Raw genomic sequence first — 24,548 nt, 5'->3', positions numbered from 1 at the left:
TACAGCCTGTCGACCTAGCTTTTCCCGGCTGATTTGATTAACTTCGCGGTTGGAAAAAACCGCCTCTAGTGAAGAACATCCGCAATTTCTGCATCATTGCACACATCGACCACGGCAAGAGCACCCTGGCCGACCGTCTGCTGGAATTTACCAGCACCGTGGCCAAGCGCGATATGCAAGCTCAACTGCTCGACAACATGGACCTGGAGCGGGAGCGGGGCATTACCATCAAGAGCCACGCCATCCAGATGCAGTATCAGTACAAGGGCGAGCAGTACACGCTCAACCTGATTGATACGCCCGGCCACGTCGACTTTAGCTACGAAGTAAGCCGCAGCATCGCCGCTTGCGAAGGCGCCCTGCTCATCGTAGACTCTTCCCAAGGTATTGAGGCTCAGACGATATCGAACCTCTACCTAGCCATCGGCTCCGATCTGACCATCATCCCGGTTCTCAACAAAATTGACCTACCGCACTCCATGCCTGAGGAGGTGTCCGACGAAATCGTGGACCTAATCGGCTGCGACCGGGAGGAAATTATCCATGCTTCGGGTAAAGCAGGTATCGGGATTGAGAACATTCTAAATGCTATCTGTGAGCGAATTCCGGCGCCAGTAGGTGACCCAAATGCGCCGCTGCAAGCCCTCATCTTCGACTCCGTTTTCAACTCGTACCGTGGTATCGAGGTACTGTTCCGTATCAAAAACGGCACCATGCGCAAGGGCGATAAGCTCCGCTTCATGGCGACCGGTAAGGAGTACGGCGCCGACGAAATCGGCATCCTAGGTCTGAATCAGGAGCCCCGCCCCGAAATGTTGGCTGGCAATGTGGGCTACCTTATTTCCGGTATTAAGGAAGCTCGCGAGGTAAAAGTTGGTGACACGATTACGAACGTCGCCAATCCCACGAAAGAAGCTATTCACGGCTTCGAGGACGTGAAGCCAATGGTATTCGCCGGTATCTACCCTGTAGAAACCAGCGAGTACGAAGAGCTGCGCGCCAGCATGGAAAAGCTTCAGCTCAACGACGCAGCCCTAGTGTGGGAACCCGAGACCTCGGCGGCCCTAGGTTTTGGCTTCCGTTGTGGCTTCCTCGGTATGCTGCACATGGAAATCGTGCAGGAGCGCCTTGAGCGGGAGTTCAACATGACGGTGATTACTACGGTGCCGTCTGTGCAGTTCCACGCTGTTGGCACCAAAGATCAGCTCATGATTGTAAACGCCCCGTCGGAAATGCCGGAGCCGAACAACATGAAATACATCGAGGAGCCCTTCATCAAGGCCCAGATCATCACGGCTTCCGAGTACGTAGGCGCCATCATCACGCTGTGTATGGATAAGCGTGGCATCATCAAAGGCCAGAGCTACCTGACCTCTGAGCGGGTGGAACTGAACTTTGAACTGCCACTGTCAGAAATCGTATTCGACTTCTTTGATAAGCTGAAGACCATCAGCCGCGGCTACGCTTCCCTTGACTACGAGCTGATCGGCTTCCGTCAGTCGGACATGGTGAAGCTTGATATCATGCTGAATGGTGAGAAGGTCGATGCGTTGTCGGCCATCGTACACCGTTCTAAGAGCTACGATTGGGGCCGTCGCCTGTGCGAAAAGCTGCGCGAGCTGCTACCCCGTCAGATGTTTGAAATCGCCATTCAGGCCAGTATCGGGCAAAAGATCATCGCCCGCGAAACCGTGAAGGCCCTACGCAAAAACGTAATTGCCAAGTGCTACGGCGGCGACATCTCGCGGAAGCGCAAACTGCTCGAAAAGCAGAAAGAAGGTAAGAAGCGGATGCGCCAAGTGGGCTCCGTGGAAATCCCGCAAGAAGCTTTCCTCGCCGTACTAAAAATCGATTAACTCAAAACGCGCCCTAGCCGGGCGCGTTTTTTTTGCGCTCATTATAACCTCTTTTTTCACCTCATACACTTCTTGACACGGCGTGCTATGATAACTTCAAAACCATGTCTGAGAGCCTCACCAAGAACTGTACGAACGAAGCACAGCTAGAGAAGATCCGCAAAGGACAAGAGCGTAAATTCCGGTGGAGGGACGATTGGCCCGCCATGGAAAAAGCCATTCTGGCAGCAGGTGCTACCGCCATTGCTGCTTATGAAGACAAGCACAAACAAGAACCAGATCACGCATAAAGGAACACGCATGACCACTGCCTCCGAGCAAACAACCACTTACCAGCTTATCGACGGCAAGAAAACTGCTGAGGATATCAAAATTGAAATTGCCGCTGAAGTTGAGGCGCTGAAAGCCGCTGGCCAGAAAGTGCCGCACCTAGCAGCCATCCTCGTGGGCCACGATGGAGGCTCCGAAACGTACGTGCGCAACAAAGTGCTAGCCTGCGAGCGAGTTGGCTTTGGCTCCACGTTGCTCCGCTACGAAGACGATATCACGGAGGCAGAGCTGCTAGCGAAAGTGGAGGAGCTGAACCAAGATCCGGAAATAGATGGCTTCATCGTGCAGCTGCCTTTGCCTAAGCACATCAACCCCGACAAGGTGATTGAAGCCATTCGGCCGGAGAAAGACGTCGACGGTTTCCACCCGATGAACCTAGGTCGGATGGTGGCGGGCTTGCCAGCATTGCTGCCGGCTACGCCTTCGGGCATCGTGGAGCTGCTGGCTCGCTACAACATCAAAACGAGCGGCAAGCATTGCGTGGTAATTGGTCGCAGTAACATTGTGGGTACACCTGTTAGCATTCTGCTTGCGAAGAACTTAGAACCTGGTAACTGCACCGTTACTTTATGTCACTCGCGCACGAAGGACCTAGCTAGTATCGTGCAGCAAGCGGACATCGTAGTAGCTGCCCTCGGCAAGCCGGAGTTCGTGACAGCTGATATGGTACGGCCCGGTGCCGTGGTTATTGATGTAGGCACAACGCGGGTAGAAGACGCCAACCGCAAGTCGGGCTTCGTGCTGAAAGGCGACGTCAACTTTGCGGAGGTGGCGCCGAAGGCTAGCTACATCACGCCCGTGCCCGGTGGCGTTGGTCCCATGACCATTGCCATGCTGCTGCGCAACACGTTGAAGGCTGCCAAAGGGGAAGTTTATCCGAAGTAGAAGCGAATAGAACGGCCGGAAACAGCGAAGATTCCGGCCGTTCTAGTACTTTTAAGGTCTAACTATCAGCTAACGGCGGACTTTTTTTGCGGTCCGGTTGTTGTATCTCGAATAGTTGGCTCTATTAGTTTTTTGCTTTGCTACACTCACTTTCCATACTTGCGCCGTCAGTTGAGCCCACGACGGCCGTGGCCCTGCCCCTCATGGAGCAGTTCTACACGATTCAGGGCGAGGGATACAATACCGGCCGGGCGGCCTACTTTCTGCGCCTAGGTGGCTGCGATGTAGGCTGCGTGTGGTGCGACGTGAAAGAGTCGTGGGACGCTGACCAGCACCCGCGCGTGGCTATTACCGATATGGTAGCCGCCGTCACCGCTCACCCCGGCCGTAACGTCGTGATTACCGGCGGTGAACCCCTCATGCACGATCTTACCGCATTGACCGGTGCGCTCAAAGAAGCCGGCTGCCAAACGTGGATCGAAACCTCCGGTGCCTACCCGCTTTCAGGACAGTGGGATTGGATCTGCGTATCGCCGAAGAAATTCAAGGCGCCCCTGCCCGAAGTGCTCAGACAGGCGAACGAGTTGAAGATCATCGTCTTCAACAAAAGCGACTTTACCTGGGCTGAACAGCATGCGGCGCAGGTAGGCGAGCATACCCGCCTATACTTGCAGCCCGAGTGGAGCAAAGCCACCGCCATGATGCCGCTCATTGTCGATTATGTGAAGGAGCACCCCCAGTGGCAAGTTTCCTTGCAAACGCACAAATTTCTCGACATTCCGTAGGTCTTTAGCTTCCTCATGCGCCGTTTGTTTTCTGCTTCCCTGCTGTTGTCCTTAGCGGTTCTCTCACCCACGTTAGCTCAGTCGCAAGCCAAACTCGCGTCGACAAATACAAAGGCGAACAACTTGTGGGAGAAAGCGCAAGAGCAAGCTACTGCCCGTGACTTTCCGAAAGCCATTGAGACGCTCACGCAGCTCAATCAAAAATTTCCGTCGTTGCCGGAGCCGTTCATCAAGAAGGGTTCTTTGCTAAAGGCGATGGGCGAAAACCAGGCGGCCTTCCAAGCGTACCGCGATGGGCTGGCGAAAGCAACGCTCGACCCGGCGCGCGCCACGGACTACTACACGCTGGGTGAGCTAGCTATGTCGTTTGGCGACTACTCGACCGCCGCTGATAGCTACAAGAAGTACCTCAAGGTGGCGCCCAAGGTGTTGCGCAATCAGGCTCGTGCCCAACGGCAGTTGCTGAACTGTGAGTTTGCCATCAAGGCAATGGCTAACCCAATAGGTATTACACCTACTCGTTTAGGTGAACCACTTAATAACTTTCGTTATCAGTACTTTCCGGCTCTGACGGCGGACAACCGCTTCTTGCTGTTTACGGGCCGGCTGAAAGTTGACAACGGCGAGGACTTGTACATCAGCCGGCAGGAAAAGGACGGAGGGTTTGGGGCGCCGGTTTCCATCTCACCAATCATCAACACGGCTTACAACGAAGGTGCCGCTACCATCTCGGGGGATGGTAAAACGCTGGTGTTTGTGTCGTGCGACCGGCCTGGTTCGCTTGGTACCTGTGATCTGTATATCTCGCGCCGAACCGGCAATAACTGGAGTAAGCCCCAGAACTTAGGGCGCAATGTGAACTCGCCGGCGTGGGACTCGCAGCCTACGCTGTCGGCCGACGGCCGGACGTTGTACTTTACCTCCGACCGGCGTGGCGGGCTAGGGCAGGAAGACATTTACATGACGATGCTACAGCCTGACGGTACCTGGAGTGTGGCGCGCAATTTGGGCGCCCCCGTAAATACTCCGGGCAAAGACATGGCACCCTTTATCCACGCTAGTGGCACTACACTCTATTACGTCACAGATGGTCTGGTAGGAATGGGGGGACTGGATGTGTACCGGTGTGAGCTAGAACGCGGCAACAAGTGGAGCGTGCCACTAAACCTAGGGTATCCGCTCAACACGTTTGAAAACGAAGCGTCGCTCTTCATTACTTCTGATAACAAACGCGGTTTCTGCTCTCGCTCGCGGGCCAATGAGCCCGGTACTAAATCGGACCGCGACCGGCCGGTGGAGCTGTTTGGCTTTGAGGTGCCCAAGCCTGTGCAAGCGCGCGAAACCAGCACGTACACGCAAGGTCGCGTATTCGATGCCATCACAAAAAAGCCCATCAAGGCTGATGTGCAGCTCTACGACCTGAACACCGATGAGCTGACGCAGTTCGTGACGTCTGACCCCGAAGTAGGTGACTACACTGTTGTGCTCAATGAAGGCCGGCAGTACGCTATGTACGCCGCCGCGGACAAGTACTTGATGAAGAGTTTGAGCTTCGACTATACCGACAAAAAGAACTTTGACCCGCTTACGCTCGACATCTACCTAGAACCCGTGCGTGCTGGTCGCAGCATTGTGCTGAACAACCTGTTCTTTGAGACGAACCAGTATGAGTTGAAACCGAAGTCGCAGACGGAGCTAAACCGACTGATTCAGTTTATGCAGCAGTACCGGGAGATTCAGGTGGAAATATCGGGTCATACCGACGATATAGGGGCCGACGCCGACAACATGGCGTTGTCGCAGAACCGGGCCCGTTCCGTGTACACTTACCTCGTGAAGCAGGGCATTCCCGAAGCTAGGTTGCGTTTCAAAGGTTATGGCGAAACTAAGCCGCTAACCCCAAACGATTCAGACTTGCACCGTCAGCAAAACAGGCGCATCGAATTGCGAATTCTGTAGCCGATCTGGTTACTCTAGATTCTGAAAGTCCTGACGATACAAATCGTCGGGGCTTTTTTTATTTATAGTATTCCTTTTTTATTGAACTATGACAAGTCTGATAATGAGACTGATCAATGAATTTGATAAAAGCTTTGCATTAGAATAGTTATAAAAAATAAAATTATTGTTTAATATGAATTCATACATTTGTCAGTGCCTAGTCAATAGCGTTTAGCAAAGAACGTGTGCTAAACCTAAGGGTAGGTAAGTACTCATATTCACTCGCTACATTGATTCTAACCTTTCACTCGAACGCTTACAATTATGCTAAAACTTTGTCTCCTGGCTATCACCGTATTTACCCTGCAAAATGCAGGAGGGAACTTCGCCCGCTCTTCATCCGACAATCCGCCTTCTATTCATGCCCGTGCTACAAGCATGGCCCGCGCACTAGCCGCTAAGGTAAACTTGGAAGAAGGGCAGTATGTAAAAGTAAAGCAGCTTAATGAACAGATGCTAAATGAAGTAGAAGGCATAAAAAACGAGTATGCTGCCGATCAAGCTATGCTGGATCATCATTTGGCTTCTGCACAAACCCGCTACAATGCAGCCCTGCTAGAACTAATGCACCCCGCGCAACTCGCCTTATACCAGCAGGCGCGCAGCAGCATGACGGCACTGTTCAATCCCACAAAATAGCTCCTATTACCGGCCAGCTTTCCTCTGCCTAGAGAAGCCAGAAGGAAGCTGGTTTTCTTGGTTAGGTTAAAACGAAAAGGCCACTTACTATAGAATACATGCCTAGTGAAAGCGCCCTGAAATTAGTTGGCAGAAGGGAAGCTCAGCAATTGAATAAAATCCAGACATGAAAAAATAGTAATAAAGCTTTTAATTATACTTAACTTATTATATATTTAACTGTGCAATGCAAATCTGGTTGCCTTCCGAGCAGCTAAATCTTCGGAGGCGCTAGTACCGCCGCACAACTTGTCTCCACTTTTTTTCAACTCCACTCAAAACTTCCACCACCATGAAAAAAAGCTACTGCGCCCTAGGGCTTCTATTGAGCCTGAGTGCTCCGCTTGCTACCCAAGCAGGACAGGGCAACGACAACCCGACCTCCCGTGCCACAACCATGACCCGGCAAATTGCCAGCAAAGTAAAGCTGAGCGAAGGACAGTACGTAAAAGTGCGAAAGCTCAACCTGCAAATGCTTACGGCAGTTGCGGAGTTGAAAACGCAGTACGCCAGTGACCCAGCCGTACTAGATGAGCGTATGGCTGAGGTTCAAATGCACTACGAATGGGATATGGCCGCTATCCTGTGGCCTAACCAGATGACGGCCTATAACCAGGCTAAATCCACGATGACGGCACTTTCTATCCACTAGGCTAGGGAAGGATAGGTTCACAAAAAAAGCCCGCTGCTAGCGGGCTTTTTTTGTGGTAGTACCATACTGAGATTAGCGGTTGCCAATTTCCACGTAGTCGCGCTCGGTGGCGCCGGTGTAGATCTGACGTGGACGGCCGATAGGCTCTTTGTTCTCACGCATCTCTTTCCACTGGGAAATCCAGCCGGGGAGGCGGCCCATGGCGAAGAGCACGGTAAACATCTGCGTCGGAATACCTAGGGCTTTGTAGATAATGCCCGAGTAGAAGTCAACGTTCGGATACAGCTTGCGCTCAACGAAATATGGGTCGGTGAGGGCAGCTTGCTCTAGCTCCTGCGCGATGGTCAGCAGCGGGTCGTTTACCCCGAGCTCCTTTAGTACTTCGTCGGCCGTTACCTTAATGATCTTGGCGCGCGGGTCAAAGTTTTTGTACACGCGGTGACCAAAGCCCATGAGGCGGAACGGGTCGTTCTTGTCTTTGGCTTTGTCAACGAATTTCTGGGTGTCGCCACCGTCGCGCTGAATGGCTTCTAGCATCTCAATCACCTCTTGGTTAGCACCGCCGTGCAGCGGGCCCCACAGCGCATTGATACCAGCCGATACAGAGCCGTAGAGGCTAGCATTCGACGAGCCCACCAAACGTACCGTCGAAGTCGAGCAGTTTTGCTCATGATCGGCGTGCAGGATGAGCAGCTTGTTCAGGGCACGGGCCACCACCGGGTTCACTTTGTATTGCTCCGTGGGGAAGCTGAACATCATGTACAGGAAGTTCGAGCAGTAGTCGAGGTCGTTGCGCGGATAGTTCAGCGGATGACCCATTTGGTTCTTGTACGTCCAGGCGGCAATCGTCGAGATTTTAGCCATCAGACGGTAGATGTTCAGGTCGATTTCTTCCTTGCTCTGAACCGGGTCGATGCTCTTAGGATAGAAGCCCGTTAGCGCGCAAACCAGGCTAGAGAGGATAGCCATGGGGTGGGTGCTGCTCGGGAAACCGTCGAAGATCTTGCGCATGTCCTCGTGCACGAGGCTATGCATGGTGATGTTATGGCTGAAGGTATCCAGCTCCGTTTGGGTGGGCAGAGCGCCGTAGATCAGCAGGTACGCTACTTCTAGGAAGCTTGACTTCTCCGCTAGTTGCTCGATGGGGTAGCCCCGGTAGCGTAGAATCCCTTCCTCACCATCGAGAAATGTGATGGCACTCTTCGTAGCGCCCGTGTTCTTGTAGCCCGAGTCGAGGGTTACGTAGCCGGACTGGTCACGCAGTTTGGCAATGTCGATTGCCTTCTCGTGCTCAGTGCCTTCTGTGACCGGAAAGGAGTAGGTCTTTCCGTCCAGGATAATTTCAGCAGACTCTGCCATAGGGGATAGTTGGAGGTGGTGATGAGGCGAAACTAAAGAATTAGCCGCAAGGCCAAAAGTCAAAGACGATTTGAATACTATACTACAAGCTGAGCAAGTGTGTTGTTTAAGCTATATACGCTAGCTAAGCGGCAAGATAGGGGTAATCTTAACGCTGAAGGCAGCAGAGCACAAGAGAAACTTCCATCTGCCTGTGAGACTTTTGGAAACGTTTTAGCACCCTTACGCAAGTATTGACACTTACTGCTGAAGTAGGCTGCCTTGGGAGAGAAAAAATACGGTCGGAGGGTTTCAGCACAACTTACGCCTGCCGGTCCGGCGCCCTAAGCGTCGGACTGGTTGCCGTGCGAACTTTCTAGTAGAATGACTGACGTTCACCTAGCTGCCTACAACGTCCGCACTACCTAGGTAGCACAACCTATAGCGGATGGGGCGAGTACACCGAGGATTACTTGTTAGCTAATAACGAATGAAGTACAACCAACTCGGAAAGTCCGATCTGCACGTTAGCGAAATCAGCTTCGGCTGCATGTCGTTGGGTGAAGACCACTCTGCCAATGCTCGGCTGCTCCACCAGGCGTTAGACAATGGCATCAACTACTTCGACACGGCTGACCTGTACCAACAAGGAGCGAACGAGGAGACGGTAGGTAAAGCATTCCGTGACCGGCGCGACCAAGTTATCCTAGCGACCAAAGTTGGGAATCAAGGGCGGCCCGATGGTAGCGGTTGGGATTGGAACCCGAGCAAGCGCTACATTCTGCAAGCCGTCGACAAAAGCCTGCAACGTCTGCAAACCGACTACATAGACCTGTATCAGCTGCACGGCGGCACACTCGATGATCCTATCGGCGAGACGATTGAAGCCTTCGAGCAACTGGTGCAGGAAGGCAAAATTCGCTACTACGGCATTTCGTCTATCCGGCCAAATGTGATTCGTGAGTACGTGCAGCGCTCCAACATTGTGAGCGTGATGATGCAATACAGCCTGCTCGACCGCCGACCAGAGGAAAGCAGCCTAGGTTTGTTGCAGGAACACCAGATTAGCGTGTTAGCTCGCGGGAGCTACGCGCAGGGGCTTTTGCTAGGTAAGCCGGCTAAGGAGTATCTAGGGCATACGCCCGAACAAGTAGCCAAAGCAGCCACTGCCATCAAGGAGGTAGCAGGCGCCGGCCGGACGGCAGCAGAAGTAGCTGTGCGCTTTGTGCTGGCGTCGCCGGTAGTGGCTTCGGGGGTGCTCGGTGTTCGCACCGATGAGCAGTTGCAGGAAGCTATCTGGGTGGCAAAAGCCCCAGCGCTGACCGCATCAGAGGTGGAGGAGCTACGCAGTACGGTGCTGCCCAACCGCTATGAGCAGCACCGTTGACGTATGAAAGCTAGCTGTTAGCGTTGCCTAGCTTTAGTCGGCCGACTTGGCCTTCACGGTACCATCGTCAGCGTCCTTCTTAACGACGTTGCCGTCAGCGTCTTTGTACTTGATGTCGCCGTCGGCTTGCTTCTTGATCTTACTGCCATCGGCACCTTTTACGGTGGTGCCAGCAGGCAGGTCAGCCGCCTGCTCCAGAGGGGTAGAAGACTTCTCCTGCGAACAGGAAGCTAGGGTCGCTCCGGCAACACAGAGGAGCAGTAGGAGGGTTTTCATAAGGTAGGTGGGAGTAGAAGTAAAACGATCTACTCTGCTCTACGCGTCTTGCTGCTTACTGTTGTGCTTGCGCGGCCTAGGGTCTAGAAAGCTGCACCAGCTAACGGCATGTTTACTTCCCGATACAGAATTGCGTGAAGATGCTAGTGAGCAGATCATCAGAGGAAATTTCGCCGGTGATTTCACCCAGCGAAGCGAGGGCTTGACGCAGGTCAGCGGCTAGTAGCTCAGTGCCAGTGCCAGCGTTCAAGCCTATGAGCACAGCGTCTAGCGCTGCGTTCGTCGCTTCCAGGCTGCGGACGTGGCGCAGGTTGGTGACGATGGTCGTGGCGCCGGTCTGGTCTAGCCCTTCCCCGCGGACACGGGCTAGCAACGCTTCCTGCAAATCCTCTAGGCCTTCTCCGCGGGCTGCTGCCACCATCACCACGTCAGGCAGACGGCGGAAGGCCTCGACTTGCGCTTCTGAAGCTAGGTCGAGTTTGTTACCAACGATCAGGGTTGGAATCTGTTGATCCGGATTCAATGCTTCTAGCTCCGCTTTAACCTCCTCGGGTGTACTAGTAGCGATATCAACCAGATATAACAGCAAAGCTGCCTGCTGAACACGCTTGCGGGTACGCTCTACACCGATGGATTCTACCACATCGGTCGTTTCGCGCAGGCCGGCAGTATCGACGAACCGGAAGCGAATTCCGTCGATGCTGACTTCGTCCTCAATCAGGTCGCGGGTGGTGCCGGCAACCGCCGATACAATGGCGCGCTCTTCATGGAGCAGGGCATTGAGCAAAGTCGATTTGCCCGCGTTCGGCTTGCCCGCAATAACAGTAGTCACGCCGTTCTTGATGACGTTGCCTAGCTCGAAGGAGCGCAGAAGCCGCCGAACCAAGGCTTGTACTTCTTGCAGGAGCGCCACGAGGCCCGTGCGGTCGGCAAACTCCACATCTTCCTCACCGAAGTCTAGCTCGAGCTCCAGTAAGGCGGCAAACTTCACCATCTGGGCCCGCAAGGCGCGTAGTTCCTGCGAGAAGCCCCCGCGCATCTGCTGCATCGCCACCTGGTGCGATAAGGCTGAGTTGGAGGCAATCAGATCGGCCACGGCTTCGGCCTGGGCTAGGTCGAAAGCGCCGTGTAGGAAGGCTCGCTTCGTGAACTCGCCAGCCTCGGCCAAGCGGGCGCCACGTCGTATGAGCAAGCTCAGCAGTTGCTGCACAATGTAGTCGGAGCCGTGGCAGCTGATTTCCACTACATCCTCACGGGTGTAGGAGTGCGGCGCTCGGAAAAGCGAAACGACTACCTCATCCAAGATCCGCTCTCCGTCGCGGATGGTGCCGTAGTGCAAGGTGTTGCCGGGCTGGTCGCGCAAACGCTTACCGGAAAATACCTCGTCGGTAAGGGCAATGGCATTCGGACCCGAGAGGCGCACAAGCGCAATGGCACCCGCGCCTGGCGGCGTCGAGAGTGCTACGATGGTATCGGAAAGAACAGGAGGTAAGAGAGCAGCCACAAGCGGTACCTGGCATTTAACCCGCAAAACTGCGAGACACAGAACTAACTGTTAAACAGAAAAAGAGAACAACAGGGCAGCGCTTGACCGAAATAGTTGCGCTGTCATCCTATGCTTGCAAAGAACCCTGTCACGTTTGCAGACGCGAAATGTTCTGGCGTGATAAGGTCCTTCGCAAGCTCAAGATGACAACGAAGTGCAAGCGCTAAGCCACGAAAAGATTCCGGCTAACCTCCGCCGAAATCAATGTTTTTCGTTGTTGATCAACATTGATTTCCAAAGAATTATCGAAGAGTGCTTTATCTAGTACTTCAATACGAGTACCTAGGTTCAGGCCGGCCTTATCGAGATACTGAAGAAAAGGCTGGGAGGTGTTGCGAACCGCTACCAACGTTCCGCAGTCACCGGGATTGAGGTCAGCGAGCAGGCGATTTTTGGGGCGGCGCATGGCGCCATCTTCACTTGGAATAGGGTCACCATGTGGGTCGAACTGGGGGAATTCCAGAAACTCATCGAGGCGACGAATGAGTAGTGGCGACTGAAGGTGCTCCATCTCTTCGGCTACCTCGTGTACCTCATCCCAGTTGAACCCTAGCTTTTGCACCAAGAACACTTCCCACAGCCGGTGCTTCCGAATGGTGAGCAGAGCCACCTGCCGGCCTTCATGCGTGAGCGACACGCCGCGGTAGCGTTGGTAGTGTAGCAGACCCTTTTCCCCGAGGCGGCGCAGCATATCCGTTACTGAAGCCGCCCGCGTTTGCAGCACGTCCGCGATGCGGTTGGTGCTGACCTCCGTACCGGGCTCGGCTTCCGAGAGTTTATAAATGGCCTTTAGATAATTTTCCTCGGTGTGGCTAGGCATTTACTTCAGTTTATATAATCAAAGCGTCATGCTGAGCTTAACAGAGCCTCTCTACCGCTCCATCCTCCTATCAAGGCAGGATTAGCAGTGCGGTAGAGAGGCTCTGGTAAGCTCAGCGTGACGGGTGAAACGGCTTACCCGCGACTTACCACTTAACTAGCGCAGAAGCCCACGTGAAGCCCGAGCCAAAGGCAGCTAGGCATACCAGGTCGCCGCGTTTGATACGGCCTTCTTGTACGGCCTCGCTTAAGGCAATTGGGATGGAGGCAGCGGTAGTGTTGCCGTAACGCTGAATGTTGCTGAAGATTTTATCGTCGGTGAGGCCCATCTTCTGCTGCACGTACTGCGTGATGCGCAGGTTAGCTTGGTGCGGAATGAGCATGTTGATGTCCTGGGGCTGATAGCCGTTTTGATCGAGTGCCTCCTTGATCACCTGGGGAAAGCGCACCACTGCGTGTTTGAACACGTTTTGGCCGTTCATGTACGGGTACATGTCGGGCTCATTTTCAAAGGCAACCTTCACCCGGTTTTCGCGGTTCGAACCGGGCTCTTTCACAATCAACTCTTCAGCGTGCTCGCCCTGTGCGTGCAGGTGGGTGCTTAGAACACCGTGGCCTTCGCGGGTGCTAGGGCGCAGCACCACAGCGCCGGCGCCGTCGCCAAAAATAACCGAAACGCTGCGGCCACGCGTGGTCTTATCCAGACCCGAGGAGTGAATCTCGGAGCCGACGACCAGTACCGTATCGTACATGCCCGTCTTGATAAACTGATCGGCCAGGGAAAGGGAGTAAATGAAGCCCGAGCACTGGTTGCGCACGTCGAAGGCCGGAGTGCTGCCCTTCATGCCCATTTCGCGCTGCAACAACACGCCCGAACCCGGGAAAACGTAGTCGGGTGATAGGGTGGCAAACACGATGAGCTGCACATCATCGGGCGTGAGGCCGGCCGCATCGAGGGCGCGCTGCGCGGCTTTGGCGCCCATGTTGGAGGTAGTATCCACGCCCTCCGTGAACCAGCGGCGCTCCTGAATGCCGGTCCGTTCTTGGATCCAAGCATCGGAAGTTTCCATGAGTTGTTCGATATCCGCGTTGCGGATTACACGGTCGGGTACGTAGTGGCCGACGCCAGCAATTTCGGAAGAACGGAGAGAGGACATAAGCTAGGTTAGTTGGGCGGGTGGAATAGGGAGGAAAGTCAGTCGAAACTACAGAAAGTAAACCACAATTGGCCTTTAGGTGTCAGGCGGGCGGCAAAGGTCGGGAGTTACGACAGAGAATCCACTATTTGCCACAATTTAGGTGCTTCCGACGCCCAAAATGCTTCGGGCGGGATGCCACGCGGGTAGAAGTGGTGAGCACGCAGGCGTTCGGCAAAATTGGGCGTTTCAAAAGGCGGCCGAAAGGTAACGTTCATTCCCGCTTGCAACTCATTCACAACGTCTGTCCAAAGCGCGGCAGGCGGCGTGAGAATGGGCAATCCATTGGCTAGGTATTCGAACAGCTTGGTAGGCATGCAGCGCGCCGAGCTAGGGTGGTGCTGATACGGAAGCAGACCTAGGTGGCTACGCTGAATCTCGGCTACGATGCGCGCATGAGGAATTAGCTCACCGCCACCAATGAGCGTAATACCCGGATCGGCGGCGACGATGGCCTGGAGTTGCGCCAAGACCTCCGGCTGCTGACAAAACCCGATGATGGTAAGGTGCGCCGCAGGCCATTGTTCCCGCAGCTTCTGGGCAAAGCCAATGGCCTCGAATACACCGTTTAGCTTCGAAATGGTGCCCGAATACAGCAGTTGCAGCGGCGCATCCGGTTCTGGTATAGGGCGTGCTTGCGTCGGGACAGCTTCACCCGGCTGCGGCTGGTATTTGTTTTCCAGAATAACGGTGCGCTCTGCCGTGGCAAATGGCAGCTCATCAGCGTAGCTGCGCTCAGCCAAAATGATCTTGGCCGCCCGGCGAGCAGCGGCCTTTTCTGCGCGACGTACCAGGCTTGCTAAGATCCGGCGCAACCAGCTAGGGTATACCTGCTGGGTCAGGATGTTGAGGGCATAATTCTCACGCACATCGTACACGAAGTGCCGCTCGCCACCTAGGCTGCGCCACAGCAACGTAAGCGGCAGCAGCTCCGGGGCATGCACGATAACCAACCTAGGCTTTACTTGCTTCAGCAACTGCCAATAGCGCCACTGCGCCACCAGCCGACCTAGGCTCAGGCGCGAACCGGCCAGCAACTCGTGCGTGTGCAGGTTCGGAGGCGCATTCTCGGGGCGCGGTGCACGTCGTCCGGCCACGTGGACGTCCAGATCTGGCCGACTTGCTAGGGTACGGCCAAACTTACCGTACATGCGCGTGTCATCCAGCGGTTTCAGGACGGAAGCCAGTAGCAGGGGAGAAAGCGCCATCGGTGCGGCCAAAAGCTAGGTGAAGTTGCGCCGCTGGTTCTGCTTTGATTTGAACCAAGCCGGGTGGCTAAGTTACCACCGAGTTTTTTCTGACAGCTAGAAAGCAAGTGAGGCGCTGCCAAAGCAGCGCCTCACGGCTAGATTATAGGCGCAAGCGTACAGCCTTCCGGGAGGTAGGGAGTCAATGGTCATTCAACTAGCAAGCGGCGTACGGCGTGCGCCGTACCAACTTGCGCGTGTACGACATACACCCCTTGGGTCAGCCCCGAAAGGGCTAGCTCCTGGCGCAGGCCTCCGGCGGATAGCGCCCTCGTGTACGTACTTACCGTGCGCCCCAGGGCGTCGATCAGCGTGAGAGTAACTTGGGTGGCGCCAACCAGAGCAGGCAACTGCACCGTGACGCTTGCATGGGCTGGGTTTGGACTCAAACTTAAGCCCACCAGCGAATTCGACGAGTGAGTTGCCAGTAGAATATTGCAGGAAGTAGGACCGGTGGCAGGGCTTTGCGCCGTGAAGAAGGGACTTTGGTTGAGCGTGGCTTGCTCGCTGGCGCGCAGGTAAGTGGCTGGATACGGAATGTAGCCCAACCACATCAGGTCGTTGTAGTCGCAGGTGCTCTGGCCCTCGTCGCAACCAGGTGGATGGGGCAACCCGAAAGCATGGCCTAGCTCGTGGCCTAGGCCGCCTACCCACCGGCAAGGTGGGTACTGCACCGGTTCCGGGTCGTTGGCGCACATGCGGATGGCCGGTTGGCCCACTAGCCCGCGTAAGTCATTGGAGTTTACGACCAGCACCCCGCCACCGCCGCACCCGCCGCATTGGCCGCAGCTCGATTCGGCGTCGATGTAGATGGCGTACACGTAGTTCGGGTCATAGTAGGTGCCGCCGGTAATGGCAAAAACATCTTGGGCTGCATTGTAGTAGAACTGCGCGAAGGGTGCGCCATTGGGGTTTGTTTGGTACCAGGAAACTGAGTGCGTGGTCTGGTAGGTCTCGACCACAGGTGAGTGCAAGGTGAATGTTTTCGTATTGCCGAGCTGCTGCTGGTACCAACGCCGCAGGTCGCGGGCTGCGTTGGCAATAGCGCCGGCGTAAACCGGGTTGATAGTTCGGTCGCTCGGTACCAAATAGATGAGCCGAACTTCCGGCACAATCGCACCCATACGAGCCACATTCAGGCCAGCTAGCTTTCCAATCAGATCAGCCCCAGGCTTGCTCAGCGCCTCCGGTCGGCACCAGTGCAAATCGCTAGGAGTAGGCATCTTAGAGCCTTGCTGGGCTAGGGTGCGATTCCCCACAAGCAGCGCCAAGAGCAACCCAACTAACCCGAGCAGCCGCCCAAGGTAGAGCGGCTGCCCTTGCCGACGAAAACTTACTGACGAAGAATTCATAGCAACTAGGTATGAAGAGGGGGTGAGTAGCTACTTGCGGGGCATCACATCGGCCACCAAGTCGTCATAGTACACGCTTTTATGAACGGGCACATTTCGGTTCAGCGAAACGGTGGCCTCAGATGTTTGCGATGTACCCCCATAGCTCAGGTCTGATGCAAACGACAGGGGGCGGCTGAACAGACCCGGATTACGCTTGATGTACTCTGTCGCATACTCACCTAGCTTCGTGTAATCTTCGGTTAGCAGCGACGCTACGCATAGGTTTTCGAGCAGGGCTCCGGCAATCTTCTTATTGATTTCGCTTTTCTTATCCTCCCAATTGGCATGCGCTAGATGTTGCGACCAAGTAGCTGCCAGGGTTTGTACCTTCGCTTTATCCATGGGGTCCTTGCTGGCGAGCAACGCTTTTAACTCGTTGGTTGCTTTGTTGATATCGGAGTAAGCGGGAGCGGTGCCTTCCATGGTGTTGAGCGTGAGACCAACTTTGTAGTCGTGCGAGTTCAACGCAAAATCAGCTCGTTGCATCATGCTCTCTAATAGCTGTCGGCTTTTCTCGCCCACAAAGGCGTTGTTCGTGTAAGACTCCAAGTCGCGCGGGTTGTTGAAAGCTGATGTGTTCACGGCCCCCTCCGTCTTATGGTAGGTCGCTAGCACTTTGTCGTTTTTGGTATCACGCAGCTCATAGCCAAAGTCCCCGCTGTAATTGACGGTGTAGGAAAACTCGTAGCCGTTGCGGGTGTTGCTGCGATTCAACTCACGGTGCGTTATGTATAGATTCTTTGCCGTGATGCGTAGCAGCAGGTCGCCATCCGCTTTTTGGTAGGTAAGGTCTTGCAAAACGGGCCGGCTGCTTACGTTCATCACCAGGTTGCCTAGGTCATACTCCACAGAGTAGGTGGCGTATTGCGGTTTCAAAGTAACGCTAGGCGTTTTGTGGAAGGTCGTCCAGAAGATTTCGTCTTGCACCTTCTGCGCCTGCACTGGCTGGATAAATAAGCTGGCAAGGCCAAGCACTGGCAATAAGTGCGCGAGCAGCTGCTTTAGTAGCGGTTTTTTCATGAGAAAAGGAATAGATAAAGTGGAGGATATAAGCGTGTTTCTACTTCACAGATAAATAGGATACTGCGGCCAACCTAGTTAGTGGAGGCGGGTGCGCCGGGGCTAGTGAAAGCCAGACCTTACTCTGTTAAAATTCCCTTAAAATGAGTACCACAATCAATACTCATTTTTAGGTAATTTTCGCTCGCTACTTATTAATAATCAGTACTTTTTGATGTGGTATTGAACATCCTTTATACACTAAGCTACCGAACGGACCAATGGTGAATCCTCCAGCAACGGCTCTTGGCCTTGTGCGTGATGTTTGGCGTACGATTTATCCCAACGGGGATAAAGAAGAGCCCGCCCAATCGGCTCTCGATGCTGCCAGCGCCGTGGCCGAGCACATATTGAGCAAACAGTTTTTGATGGCCTACGATGTGCGGGCGCAGCAAACCCTTTTCGTCAGTGCGGGGGTACAACTGTTGCTCGGTATTGAGCCCGAAGCTTTCAGTCTGGAGGACCTATATGCGCGCATGCACCCCGACGACGCGCCACTAGTCGCGCAGGCTACGGCGCTAGCGGCTGAGTTCTCAAAAGGCCTAGGTCCGGCTTGCCACGACCACGTATTCAGCGTCGATTACCGGTTGCGCCACCAGGCAGGGCATTATGTGCGCGTGTTGCGCCAAAACTTTATGCTTCAGCTGGATGCGGACGGCACACCGGTGATAATTGGCGGCATCTATACCGACCTTACCCACCACAAACGCACCCACGAAGTGCGCTTCCATGGCAGTCATCCTAGCTTTGCGGCCTGGGTCACGCAGCGCGTGCAGCGCACCGAAGCCGACCTGAGCACGCGGGAGCAGCAAGTGCTCGACCTCGTATTGCAGGGGCTGAGCTCCGTGGAAATCGCCGAACGCTTATGCGTGAGTCGCCACACGGTGAACACCCACCGGCGCAACATTCACCGCAAAGAACCCGCCCGCGACTTGAGCCGCCTGCTACAGCACCTAGATGTCTGAGCCGTTGGTAGCAATAGCTGCTTCTTAGCGCTAAGCGGCGTGCCTTTCGTGGGAAGCAACCCTAGGTTTCGGCTTTCTGATGAAGAGATTCGACGGGGAAGTCTGACCAGACGTGCTAGCTTTGCCGTTCATTTCGTCTTGTGTAAGATTTCTCATGAACACCGACCTCCAAAGCATCATTGAAGCGGCCTGGAACGACCGCAGCCTGCTCCAGCAAACCACCACCACCGACGCCATTCACGCCGTTATCGAAGAGCTCGACAAGGGCCGTTTGCGCGTAGCGCAGCCCATCGAGGGCAAAGAAGGTGAGTGGCAGGTGAACGACTGGGTGAAGAAAGCCGTCATCCTGTACTTCCCCATTCAGCAGATGGAAACCATTGAGCTGAAGCCCTTTGAGTACCGCGACAAAATGCGCCTCAAGACCGACTACGCTAGCCAAGGCGTGCGTGTAGTGCCGCCCGCAACGGCCCGCTACGGCGCGTACCTAGCTTCTGGCGTTATCCTGATGCCGAGCTACACCAACATCGGCGCCTACGTAGGCGAGGGTACCATGGTAGATACCTGGGCAACGGTAGGCTCGTGCGCGCAGATTGGTAAAGGCGTACACTTGAGCGGCGGCGTGGGCATCGGTGGCGTGCTGGAGCCCGTGCAGGCGGCCCCCGTTATTGTAGAAGATGGCGCCTTCATCGGCTCGCGCAGTATCCTGGTGGAAGGTTGCCACATCGGCAAAGAAGCCGTAATCGGTGCCGGCGTGACCATCACCGGCAGCACCAAAATTATCGACGTGACGGGCCCCGAGCCGAAAGAGTACCGCGGCGTTGTGCCCGCCCGCTCGGTTGTTATTCCGGGTTCGTACGCTAAGCAGTTCCCGGCAGGCGAGTTCCACGTGCCTTGCGCCCTCATCATCGGTCAGCGCAAAGCTAGCACCGACCTGAAGACGTCATTGAACGACGCCCTGCGCGAGAACGACGTAGCAGTATAAGGTCGCGTTGCAGAGTCACATCGCCGCAGTTTCTGCCAGTCTTTTTACACAAAGCGCCAACTGCACCAGCAGTTGGCGCTTTGTGGTTTTAGCTCAAATCACTCTATTTTCTGAAAGCATCACCTAGCCCAATGTAGAGCCAAACAGCAAGGAGGTATGTAATCTAATACCCTTCTAACATCAGTCGGCTACCGGCGGAGCTACCTTTGCCTCAGCAACCTAGCTTGGCAGATGACGGGCCAGCACCAGTTGTACGTAGTTCATTTACGTCTGCACCGTCAGTTATTCGCCTATGAAAATTCTCCTGGTAGAGGACGAGTTGAAAGTAGTAGCCACCCTAAAAATGGGCTTCGAGGAAGAAGGCTACGAAGTAGATGTGGCCTACGATGGCAAAGTCGGCCAGCACCTCGCCCTGAGCAACAGCTACGATGTAATTGTGCTCGATGTGGGGCTGCCTTACCTCAACGGCTATGAGCTGTGTACCCTGATCCGGCGGCGCGACGCCACCGTGCCCATCCTGATGCTGACGGCCCTAGGTACGACCGACAATAAAGTAGAAGCGTTTCAGCTCGGTGCCGACGATTACGTCGTAAAGCCATTTGCCTTCCGCGAGTTGCTGGCACGGGTGCAGGCCCTGGCCCGGCGGGCCACGCGAGCTAGCCCGGCTGAGCTGGTGGCGGCTGACCTAGAGCTGAACCCGCAGACGAAAGTGGTGCGCCGGGCCGGGCAGTTGATCAATCTCACGGCCCGCGAGTTTGCGTTATTGGAGCTGCTGTTGCTGCACAAAAACGAGGTGCTTTCTCGCCCCCTCATTGCCGAAAAAGTCTGGACGCTGAATTTTGACACCGGCACCAACGTGGTAGATGTGTACATCAACTATCTGCGCAACAAGATCGACAAACCCTTCGCCTATCCGCTGATTCAGACGGTAATCGGGATGGGATATGTGCTACGCGACGAACCAGGAACATGAGTATTCGCAACAAGCTAGCCCTTCAGTTTACGCTGCTGGTTGCGCTGCTGCTGCTCGGCAGCTTTGGCGTAATTTATTACCTGGCCGAGCAGAGCACCGAACGCGTTTTTGCCCAGCGCCTGCTTGAGCGGGCCCAACTCGCGGCGGCCTTGTTTCTGGAAGCCGACGAGCAAAGCCGGACCGCCACCGAGAAGGCCCGCCAACGCTTTATCCACGAGCTTCCCGACGAGTACCTAGGTATCTACGACAGCAACGGAAAGTCCCGATTCACAAAAGAGCCGCTGCAACACTTTCCGCCCGACCTACTGCCGCGGCTGGCGCAGCAGCCGCAAATCGTGCTACGGCAGGGCGACCGGCAAACGGTGGGCATTCTGTACCACGACAACCAAGGCGACTTTCGCATCTTGGTATCGGCCGTGTACGTGGGCGGGTGGGAGCGGCTCGCCTACCTGCGCTTGGTGATGGGGAGCGTGCTAATCACGGGCTTAGCGCTGAGCTTTGGCCTAGGTCGGCTATTTGCCAAAAGCGCGCTGGAGCCGGTGCGCCATGTGGTGCAGCACGCCCAGCGCATTGGCGCTTCAGGCTTGCACTTGCGCGTGCCCGTAGGGACCAGCCACGATGAGCTGACGGAGTTAGCCGAAACCTTCAACTTGATGATTCAGCGCTTGGAAGCGGCGTTTCAGCAGCAGCAGAGCTTTATTGCCAATGCCTCGCACGAGCTGCGTACGCCGCTCACGGCTATGATTGGGGAAATGGATATCATCCTGAATCGGCCGCGCTCCGCCGAGATGTACCAGGAAGCGCTGCAATCGTCACTGGCTGAAGCGCAAAAGCTCAAGGATATTACCAATCGCCTCCTGCAACTGGCGCAACTCAACGCCGATGAGGCCACGTTACCCATGGGCGGCACGCTCCGCCTAGACGAGGTTTTGTACGAAGCCTGCGAGGAAATGACGCTGGTGCAGCCCGGCTGTAGCTTGTCTATACAGGTAGGGGAGCTGCCCGACGATGCTGAGCAACTCACACTTCCGGGCGACCGAAACCTGTTGCGCCTAGCACTCACCAATCTCATCAACAACGCCTGCAAATTCTCGGATAACAGACCAGTGGTGTGCACCCTCAACTACGACGGCAAGCGGCTGGTACTCTGCATTATTGATCAAGGTATTGGCATTGCCCCGGAAGATCTGCCGCACATCCGCCAAACGTTTTTCCGCGCCGGCAACGCCCTCGACTTTAGTGGTTTTGGGGTCGGGTTGCCCTTGGCCATCAAGATTATCTCTCTGCACGGTGGCGAGCTAGAAATTGATTCGGAGGTGCACAAGGGTACCACCATGCGCGTGGTGCTGCCGCTGGCCGGATAAGAAGCTGTTGCGGGCACCATCGAGAGATAAGGGAAGCCGTTGATGCACAGTTAGAGTCTGCTACCTAGCCTAGCGCGGGGCTTCTAATCCTAATCTAATACACTTCTAATAACCCTATAATTTCCTCTCTTTTAGGCTACGGTACCTTTGCATGACCAATCCGGACTATCCCGTAGCTCATGCGTACATACTTGCTATTTAGTGGTTTATTAATTTTAGCGTCGGTCTCTAATCTGGCTGTTGCCCAAACTACGCAGCCCAGTCTGACGACGCCGATAGCCGCGCCGCTACCCACCGATACGCTGCGCCTAACCTTGGCGGAAGCCGAGCAGCAGTTCCTGAATACCAACTTTCAGCTGCTGGCGCAAAAGTTCAACATCACGGCGGCGCAGGCCCAAGAGGTACAAGCTAGGCTGTTTGCCAACCCGGAAGTTTCCGTCGAGCGCAATGCCTATAACCCCTACAACCACCGCCTCTTTGAAACGGTGGAGGATCGGAAGCAGTGGGTGGCCTCGTATCAGCAGCTACTCTTGCTGGGTGGCAAGCGGCGCAAGAATGTCGAGTATCAGCGTATTGGTACTGAGATAGAAGGCCACAACTTCAACGACTTGGTGCGCACGTTACACTACGAATTGCGCAGCAATTTCGTGAAGCTCTACTACGATCAGCAGACGCTGGGCGTGTACCAGCGTCAGCGCGAGGCCTTGCAGCGCACGCTCACCATTTACCAAGCCCAGCTGGAAAAGGGTAACGTGTCATTGAAAGAAGTGGTGCGCCTGAAAGCCGCGCTGTTTTCGCTGGAAAGCGAGCGGAAAGAGCTGGTAAACGACATTAGCGAGTACCAAGCCACGCTGAACTTACTGCTCGGTAACCGCCCGCCGCGCACCCTGCAACCTAGCTTACCCACGGCCGCGGCCAGCAACCTGCGTCTCGAAAGCTTCCCACTGGCCCAGGCTCTGGAAATTGCCCGCGAAAGTCGGCCCGATCTGCGTGCGGCGGAGGCCATCAACCGGCAGGAGCAGCAGAACCTACGGGTGCAGAAAGCCCTTGCCGTACCCGACCTCACCGTGGGCGGCTTATATGATTTCAACGGCTCGGTGGGGAAGAACTACACGGGCCTGACCGTAGGCGTGCCGCTGCCGCTGTTCAACCGCAACCAGGGTAACATTAAGTTGGCGGAGGCGCAGATCAAAGCCAGCGAGCAGGCCCTGAACCAGCAAGCCACCCAAGTGGAGACCGAAGTAGCCGAAGCCTACGCCAAAGCGGCCGAGGCTGAGCGCTTGGCAAGCAGTTTTCCCAACGCCTACTTCACCGATTTCAATAAACTCTTCGACGGCGTACTGATCAGCTACCAACGCAAAGCCATCAGCACGCTGGAGTTTCTGGACTTCCTGGAGTCTTACAAAGACAACATGGTGCAGCTCAACGATGCGCGCGCCGAACAGCTCAACGCCTTCGAGAACCTCAACCAGAACCTAGGTCGCCGGGTGTTTGCCTGGTAGCCTACCTAGGTTTCGCTTCAACTATCTCCGGCCGCGGGCCAGATAGCACCACTCATCCTTTATTCTAACCCTCAACTGTACATTCTATGTGGTTATTTGCTTTTAGCCGTCGACCACTATTCTCGATAAATTGCCTGACTGGGCGCTGGATCATGGTCGGCCGCTTGACTGCCGTCTTGGCCATCATCAGCCTTGGCTTGAGCGGCTGCCACGAGGCGCCCAAGGAAGTTGCGGTGAAAGAGCCGTCGTTTGTGCTCACCGATTCTTTGCTGAACCGCATCCAACTGGAGACCGTGCGTCGTGCCCCCGTGCGCGACGAGCTAAAGCTCACCGGCAAAATTGCCTACGATGAAGAGCACGTCAACAAAGTGTTCCCGCTGGTAAGCGGTATCGTTACGAAAGTAAACGCGGGCCTCGGCCAGTACGTGAAGGCGGGCCAGGTACTAGCCGAACTGGAAAGCTCCGACATTGCCGGCTTCCGCAACGAATCGGCGGCGTCCAACGCGACGCTGGCCACGGCTCAGCGGGCGCTGGCTAGCACCAAGGAGCTATTTCAGAACGGACTAGCTTCGGAGCGCGAATACGAAGAGGCCAAGCAGGAAGTGCTCAAAGCCCGCGCCGAGGTGCAGCGCAACCAAGCAGTAGGCAATATTTACGGCACACGTAGCGGCAGCAGCTCCGCCCGCTACCAAGTGAAAGCGCCGGAGTCGGGCTTCGTGGTGGAAAAAGCGGTGAACCCGCGTACCCTCATTCGCCCCGACAACGACCAAACGATGTTCACCATCTCCGACCTGAAATCGGTGTGGGTGACGGCCAGCGTATTCGAGGACGACATTGCCCGCGTGCAGCCCGGTCAGGCGGCCACCATCACCACCCTGGCTTTTCCCGGCAAGGTGTACCACGGCAAAATCGACAACACCTACAGTGCCCTCGACCCCGAGAGCAAAGTGATGCGCGTGCGCATTCGCTTGGCGAACCCCGAGAACCGGCTTAAGCCCGAGATGTTCGCCAACGTGACCGTCACGTCCCTCACCGACTCGGTGATGCTGAGCGTGCCGTCGTCGGCGCTGGTATTTGAGCGCAGCCGCAACTTCATTTTGGTCTTTCACGACCGCAACAACATCGAAACGCGCCCCGTGACGCCCGGCCCCAGCGCCAACGGCATCACCTACATCCGCGCGGGGCTGAAGCCCGGCGAGCAGGTAGTGAGCAACGACCCGCTGCTGCTCTATCATGCGCTGAATAAGTAGCCCAAACTCGGCCTCCTCACGCGAGGCTTCGACAAAAGTCCAGGACCAGAAGCTAGCTAGGCT

The 24,548-nt window shown here is 55.4% G+C and carries 22 protein-coding genes; 14 read left to right on the top strand and 8 right to left on the bottom strand.

The annotated features are described in order from the left end of the window. Positions 1-68 precede the first annotated feature (68 nt). The 7 genes from lepA (at position 69) to SD425_RS14840 (ending at position 7,187) form a co-directional block, all read left to right on the top strand. Positions 69-1,856: a translation elongation factor 4 gene (lepA, locus tag SD425_RS14870; protein WP_324670728.1), complete on the top strand. Its 1,788-nt coding sequence runs from the start codon at positions 69-71 to the stop codon at positions 1,854-1,856. Positions 1,857-1,960: 104 nt separating this feature from the next. Next, on the top strand, positions 1,961-2,146 hold the full coding sequence (locus SD425_RS14865; protein ID WP_324670727.1) for a hypothetical protein: 186 nt from the start codon (positions 1,961-1,963) through the stop codon (positions 2,144-2,146). Positions 2,147-2,156: 10 nt separating this feature from the next. Continuing rightward, positions 2,157-3,071, top strand: coding sequence for a bifunctional 5,10-methylenetetrahydrofolate dehydrogenase/5,10-methenyltetrahydrofolate cyclohydrolase (locus tag SD425_RS14860; RefSeq protein WP_324679551.1), 915 nt, complete (start codon positions 2,157-2,159; stop codon positions 3,069-3,071). Between the two features lie 203 nt (positions 3,072-3,274). Next, positions 3,275-3,856 carry a 7-carboxy-7-deazaguanine synthase QueE gene (locus SD425_RS14855; protein WP_324679549.1) on the top strand — a complete coding sequence of 194 codons (582 nt, stop codon included), beginning with the start codon at positions 3,275-3,277 and terminating at the stop codon, positions 3,854-3,856. 15 nt (positions 3,857-3,871) lie between these two features. Then, complete coding sequence (locus SD425_RS14850) at positions 3,872-5,815, top strand: OmpA family protein (protein ID WP_324670726.1); 1,944 nt, start codon at positions 3,872-3,874, stop codon at positions 5,813-5,815. Between the two features lie 306 nt (positions 5,816-6,121). Further along, on the top strand, positions 6,122-6,496 hold the full coding sequence (locus SD425_RS14845) for a hypothetical protein (protein WP_324670725.1): 375 nt from the start codon (positions 6,122-6,124) through the stop codon (positions 6,494-6,496). 331 nt (positions 6,497-6,827) lie between these two features. Beyond that, complete coding sequence (locus SD425_RS14840; protein WP_324670724.1) at positions 6,828-7,187, top strand: hypothetical protein; 360 nt, start codon at positions 6,828-6,830, stop codon at positions 7,185-7,187. Positions 7,188-7,259: 72 nt separating this feature from the next. On the opposite strand, the gene SD425_RS14835 is transcribed toward SD425_RS14840, so the two are convergent. Continuing rightward, on the bottom strand, positions 7,260-8,546 hold the full coding sequence (locus tag SD425_RS14835) for a citrate synthase (RefSeq protein ID WP_324670723.1): 1,287 nt from the start codon (positions 8,544-8,546) through the stop codon (positions 7,260-7,262). A gap of 469 nt (positions 8,547-9,015) precedes the next feature. Between SD425_RS14835 and SD425_RS14830 the strand changes: the two genes are divergently transcribed. Further along, a complete protein-coding gene (locus SD425_RS14830; RefSeq protein ID WP_324670722.1) occupies positions 9,016-9,912 on the top strand; it encodes an aldo/keto reductase in 897 nt (298 codons plus the stop codon). Positions 9,913-9,945: 33 nt separating this feature from the next. Here the strand turns inward: SD425_RS14830 and SD425_RS14825 are convergent, their stop codons facing one another. From SD425_RS14825 to SD425_RS14795, 7 genes are all read right to left on the bottom strand, one after another. Beyond that, complete coding sequence (locus SD425_RS14825) at positions 9,946-10,188, bottom strand: hypothetical protein (RefSeq protein ID WP_324670721.1); 243 nt, start codon at positions 10,186-10,188, stop codon at positions 9,946-9,948. Positions 10,189-10,300: 112 nt separating this feature from the next. Further along, the gene (mnmE, locus tag SD425_RS14820; RefSeq protein WP_324670720.1) at positions 10,301-11,692 is read right to left on the bottom strand and encodes a tRNA uridine-5-carboxymethylaminomethyl(34) synthesis GTPase MnmE; all 1,392 of its coding nucleotides are present in this window, start codon (positions 11,690-11,692) and stop codon (positions 10,301-10,303) included. Between the two features lie 205 nt (positions 11,693-11,897). Beyond that, positions 11,898-12,554, bottom strand: a complete 657-nt coding sequence (locus SD425_RS14815) for a metal-dependent transcriptional regulator (RefSeq protein WP_324670719.1) — start codon at positions 12,552-12,554, stop codon at positions 11,898-11,900. A 145-nt stretch (positions 12,555-12,699) separates the two neighbouring features. After that, complete coding sequence (locus SD425_RS14810; protein WP_324670718.1) at positions 12,700-13,710, bottom strand: beta-ketoacyl-ACP synthase III; 1,011 nt, start codon at positions 13,708-13,710, stop codon at positions 12,700-12,702. A gap of 107 nt (positions 13,711-13,817) precedes the next feature. Further along, positions 13,818-14,957 (bottom strand): glycosyltransferase, encoded by a 1,140-nt coding sequence (locus tag SD425_RS14805; protein WP_324670717.1) that lies wholly within the window; start codon positions 14,955-14,957, stop codon positions 13,818-13,820. 188 nt (positions 14,958-15,145) lie between these two features. Beyond that, complete coding sequence (locus tag SD425_RS14800) at positions 15,146-16,348, bottom strand: T9SS type A sorting domain-containing protein (protein WP_324670716.1); 1,203 nt, start codon at positions 16,346-16,348, stop codon at positions 15,146-15,148. Between the two features lie 30 nt (positions 16,349-16,378). Then, positions 16,379-17,410 (bottom strand): hypothetical protein, encoded by a 1,032-nt coding sequence (locus SD425_RS14795; protein ID WP_324670715.1) that lies wholly within the window; start codon positions 17,408-17,410, stop codon positions 16,379-16,381. A 260-nt stretch (positions 17,411-17,670) separates the two neighbouring features. Between SD425_RS14795 and SD425_RS14790 the strand changes: the two genes are divergently transcribed. The 6 genes from SD425_RS14790 to SD425_RS14765 all read left to right on the top strand — a co-directional run bounded on the left by SD425_RS14790 (position 17,671) and on the right by SD425_RS14765 (position 24,485). Then, the gene (locus tag SD425_RS14790; protein WP_324670714.1) at positions 17,671-18,414 is read left to right on the top strand and encodes a helix-turn-helix transcriptional regulator; all 744 of its coding nucleotides are present in this window, start codon (positions 17,671-17,673) and stop codon (positions 18,412-18,414) included. A gap of 154 nt (positions 18,415-18,568) precedes the next feature. After that, positions 18,569-19,396 carry a 2,3,4,5-tetrahydropyridine-2,6-dicarboxylate N-succinyltransferase gene (locus SD425_RS14785; protein WP_324670713.1) on the top strand — a complete coding sequence of 276 codons (828 nt, stop codon included), beginning with the start codon at positions 18,569-18,571 and terminating at the stop codon, positions 19,394-19,396. Between the two features lie 292 nt (positions 19,397-19,688). Further along, positions 19,689-20,369, top strand: coding sequence for a response regulator transcription factor (locus SD425_RS14780; protein ID WP_324670712.1), 681 nt, complete (start codon positions 19,689-19,691; stop codon positions 20,367-20,369). Then, positions 20,366-21,733: a sensor histidine kinase gene (locus SD425_RS14775; protein WP_324670711.1), complete on the top strand. Its 1,368-nt coding sequence runs from the start codon at positions 20,366-20,368 to the stop codon at positions 21,731-21,733. Before SD425_RS14780 ends, SD425_RS14775 begins: the two co-directional genes overlap by 4 nt. A gap of 179 nt (positions 21,734-21,912) precedes the next feature. Next, entirely contained in the window at positions 21,913-23,235 is a 1,323-nt protein-coding gene (locus SD425_RS14770) for a TolC family protein (protein ID WP_324670710.1), read from the top strand. Positions 23,236-23,321: 86 nt separating this feature from the next. Next, positions 23,322-24,485 (top strand): efflux RND transporter periplasmic adaptor subunit, encoded by a 1,164-nt coding sequence (locus tag SD425_RS14765; protein ID WP_324670709.1) that lies wholly within the window; start codon positions 23,322-23,324, stop codon positions 24,483-24,485. The last annotated feature ends 63 nt before the right edge of the window (positions 24,486-24,548 follow it).

It is taken from the genome of Hymenobacter sp. GOD-10R (assembly GCF_035609205.1).
Taxonomy (GTDB): domain Bacteria; phylum Bacteroidota; class Bacteroidia; order Cytophagales; family Hymenobacteraceae; genus Hymenobacter.
This window is presented reverse-complemented; position numbering and strand designations above follow the sequence as displayed.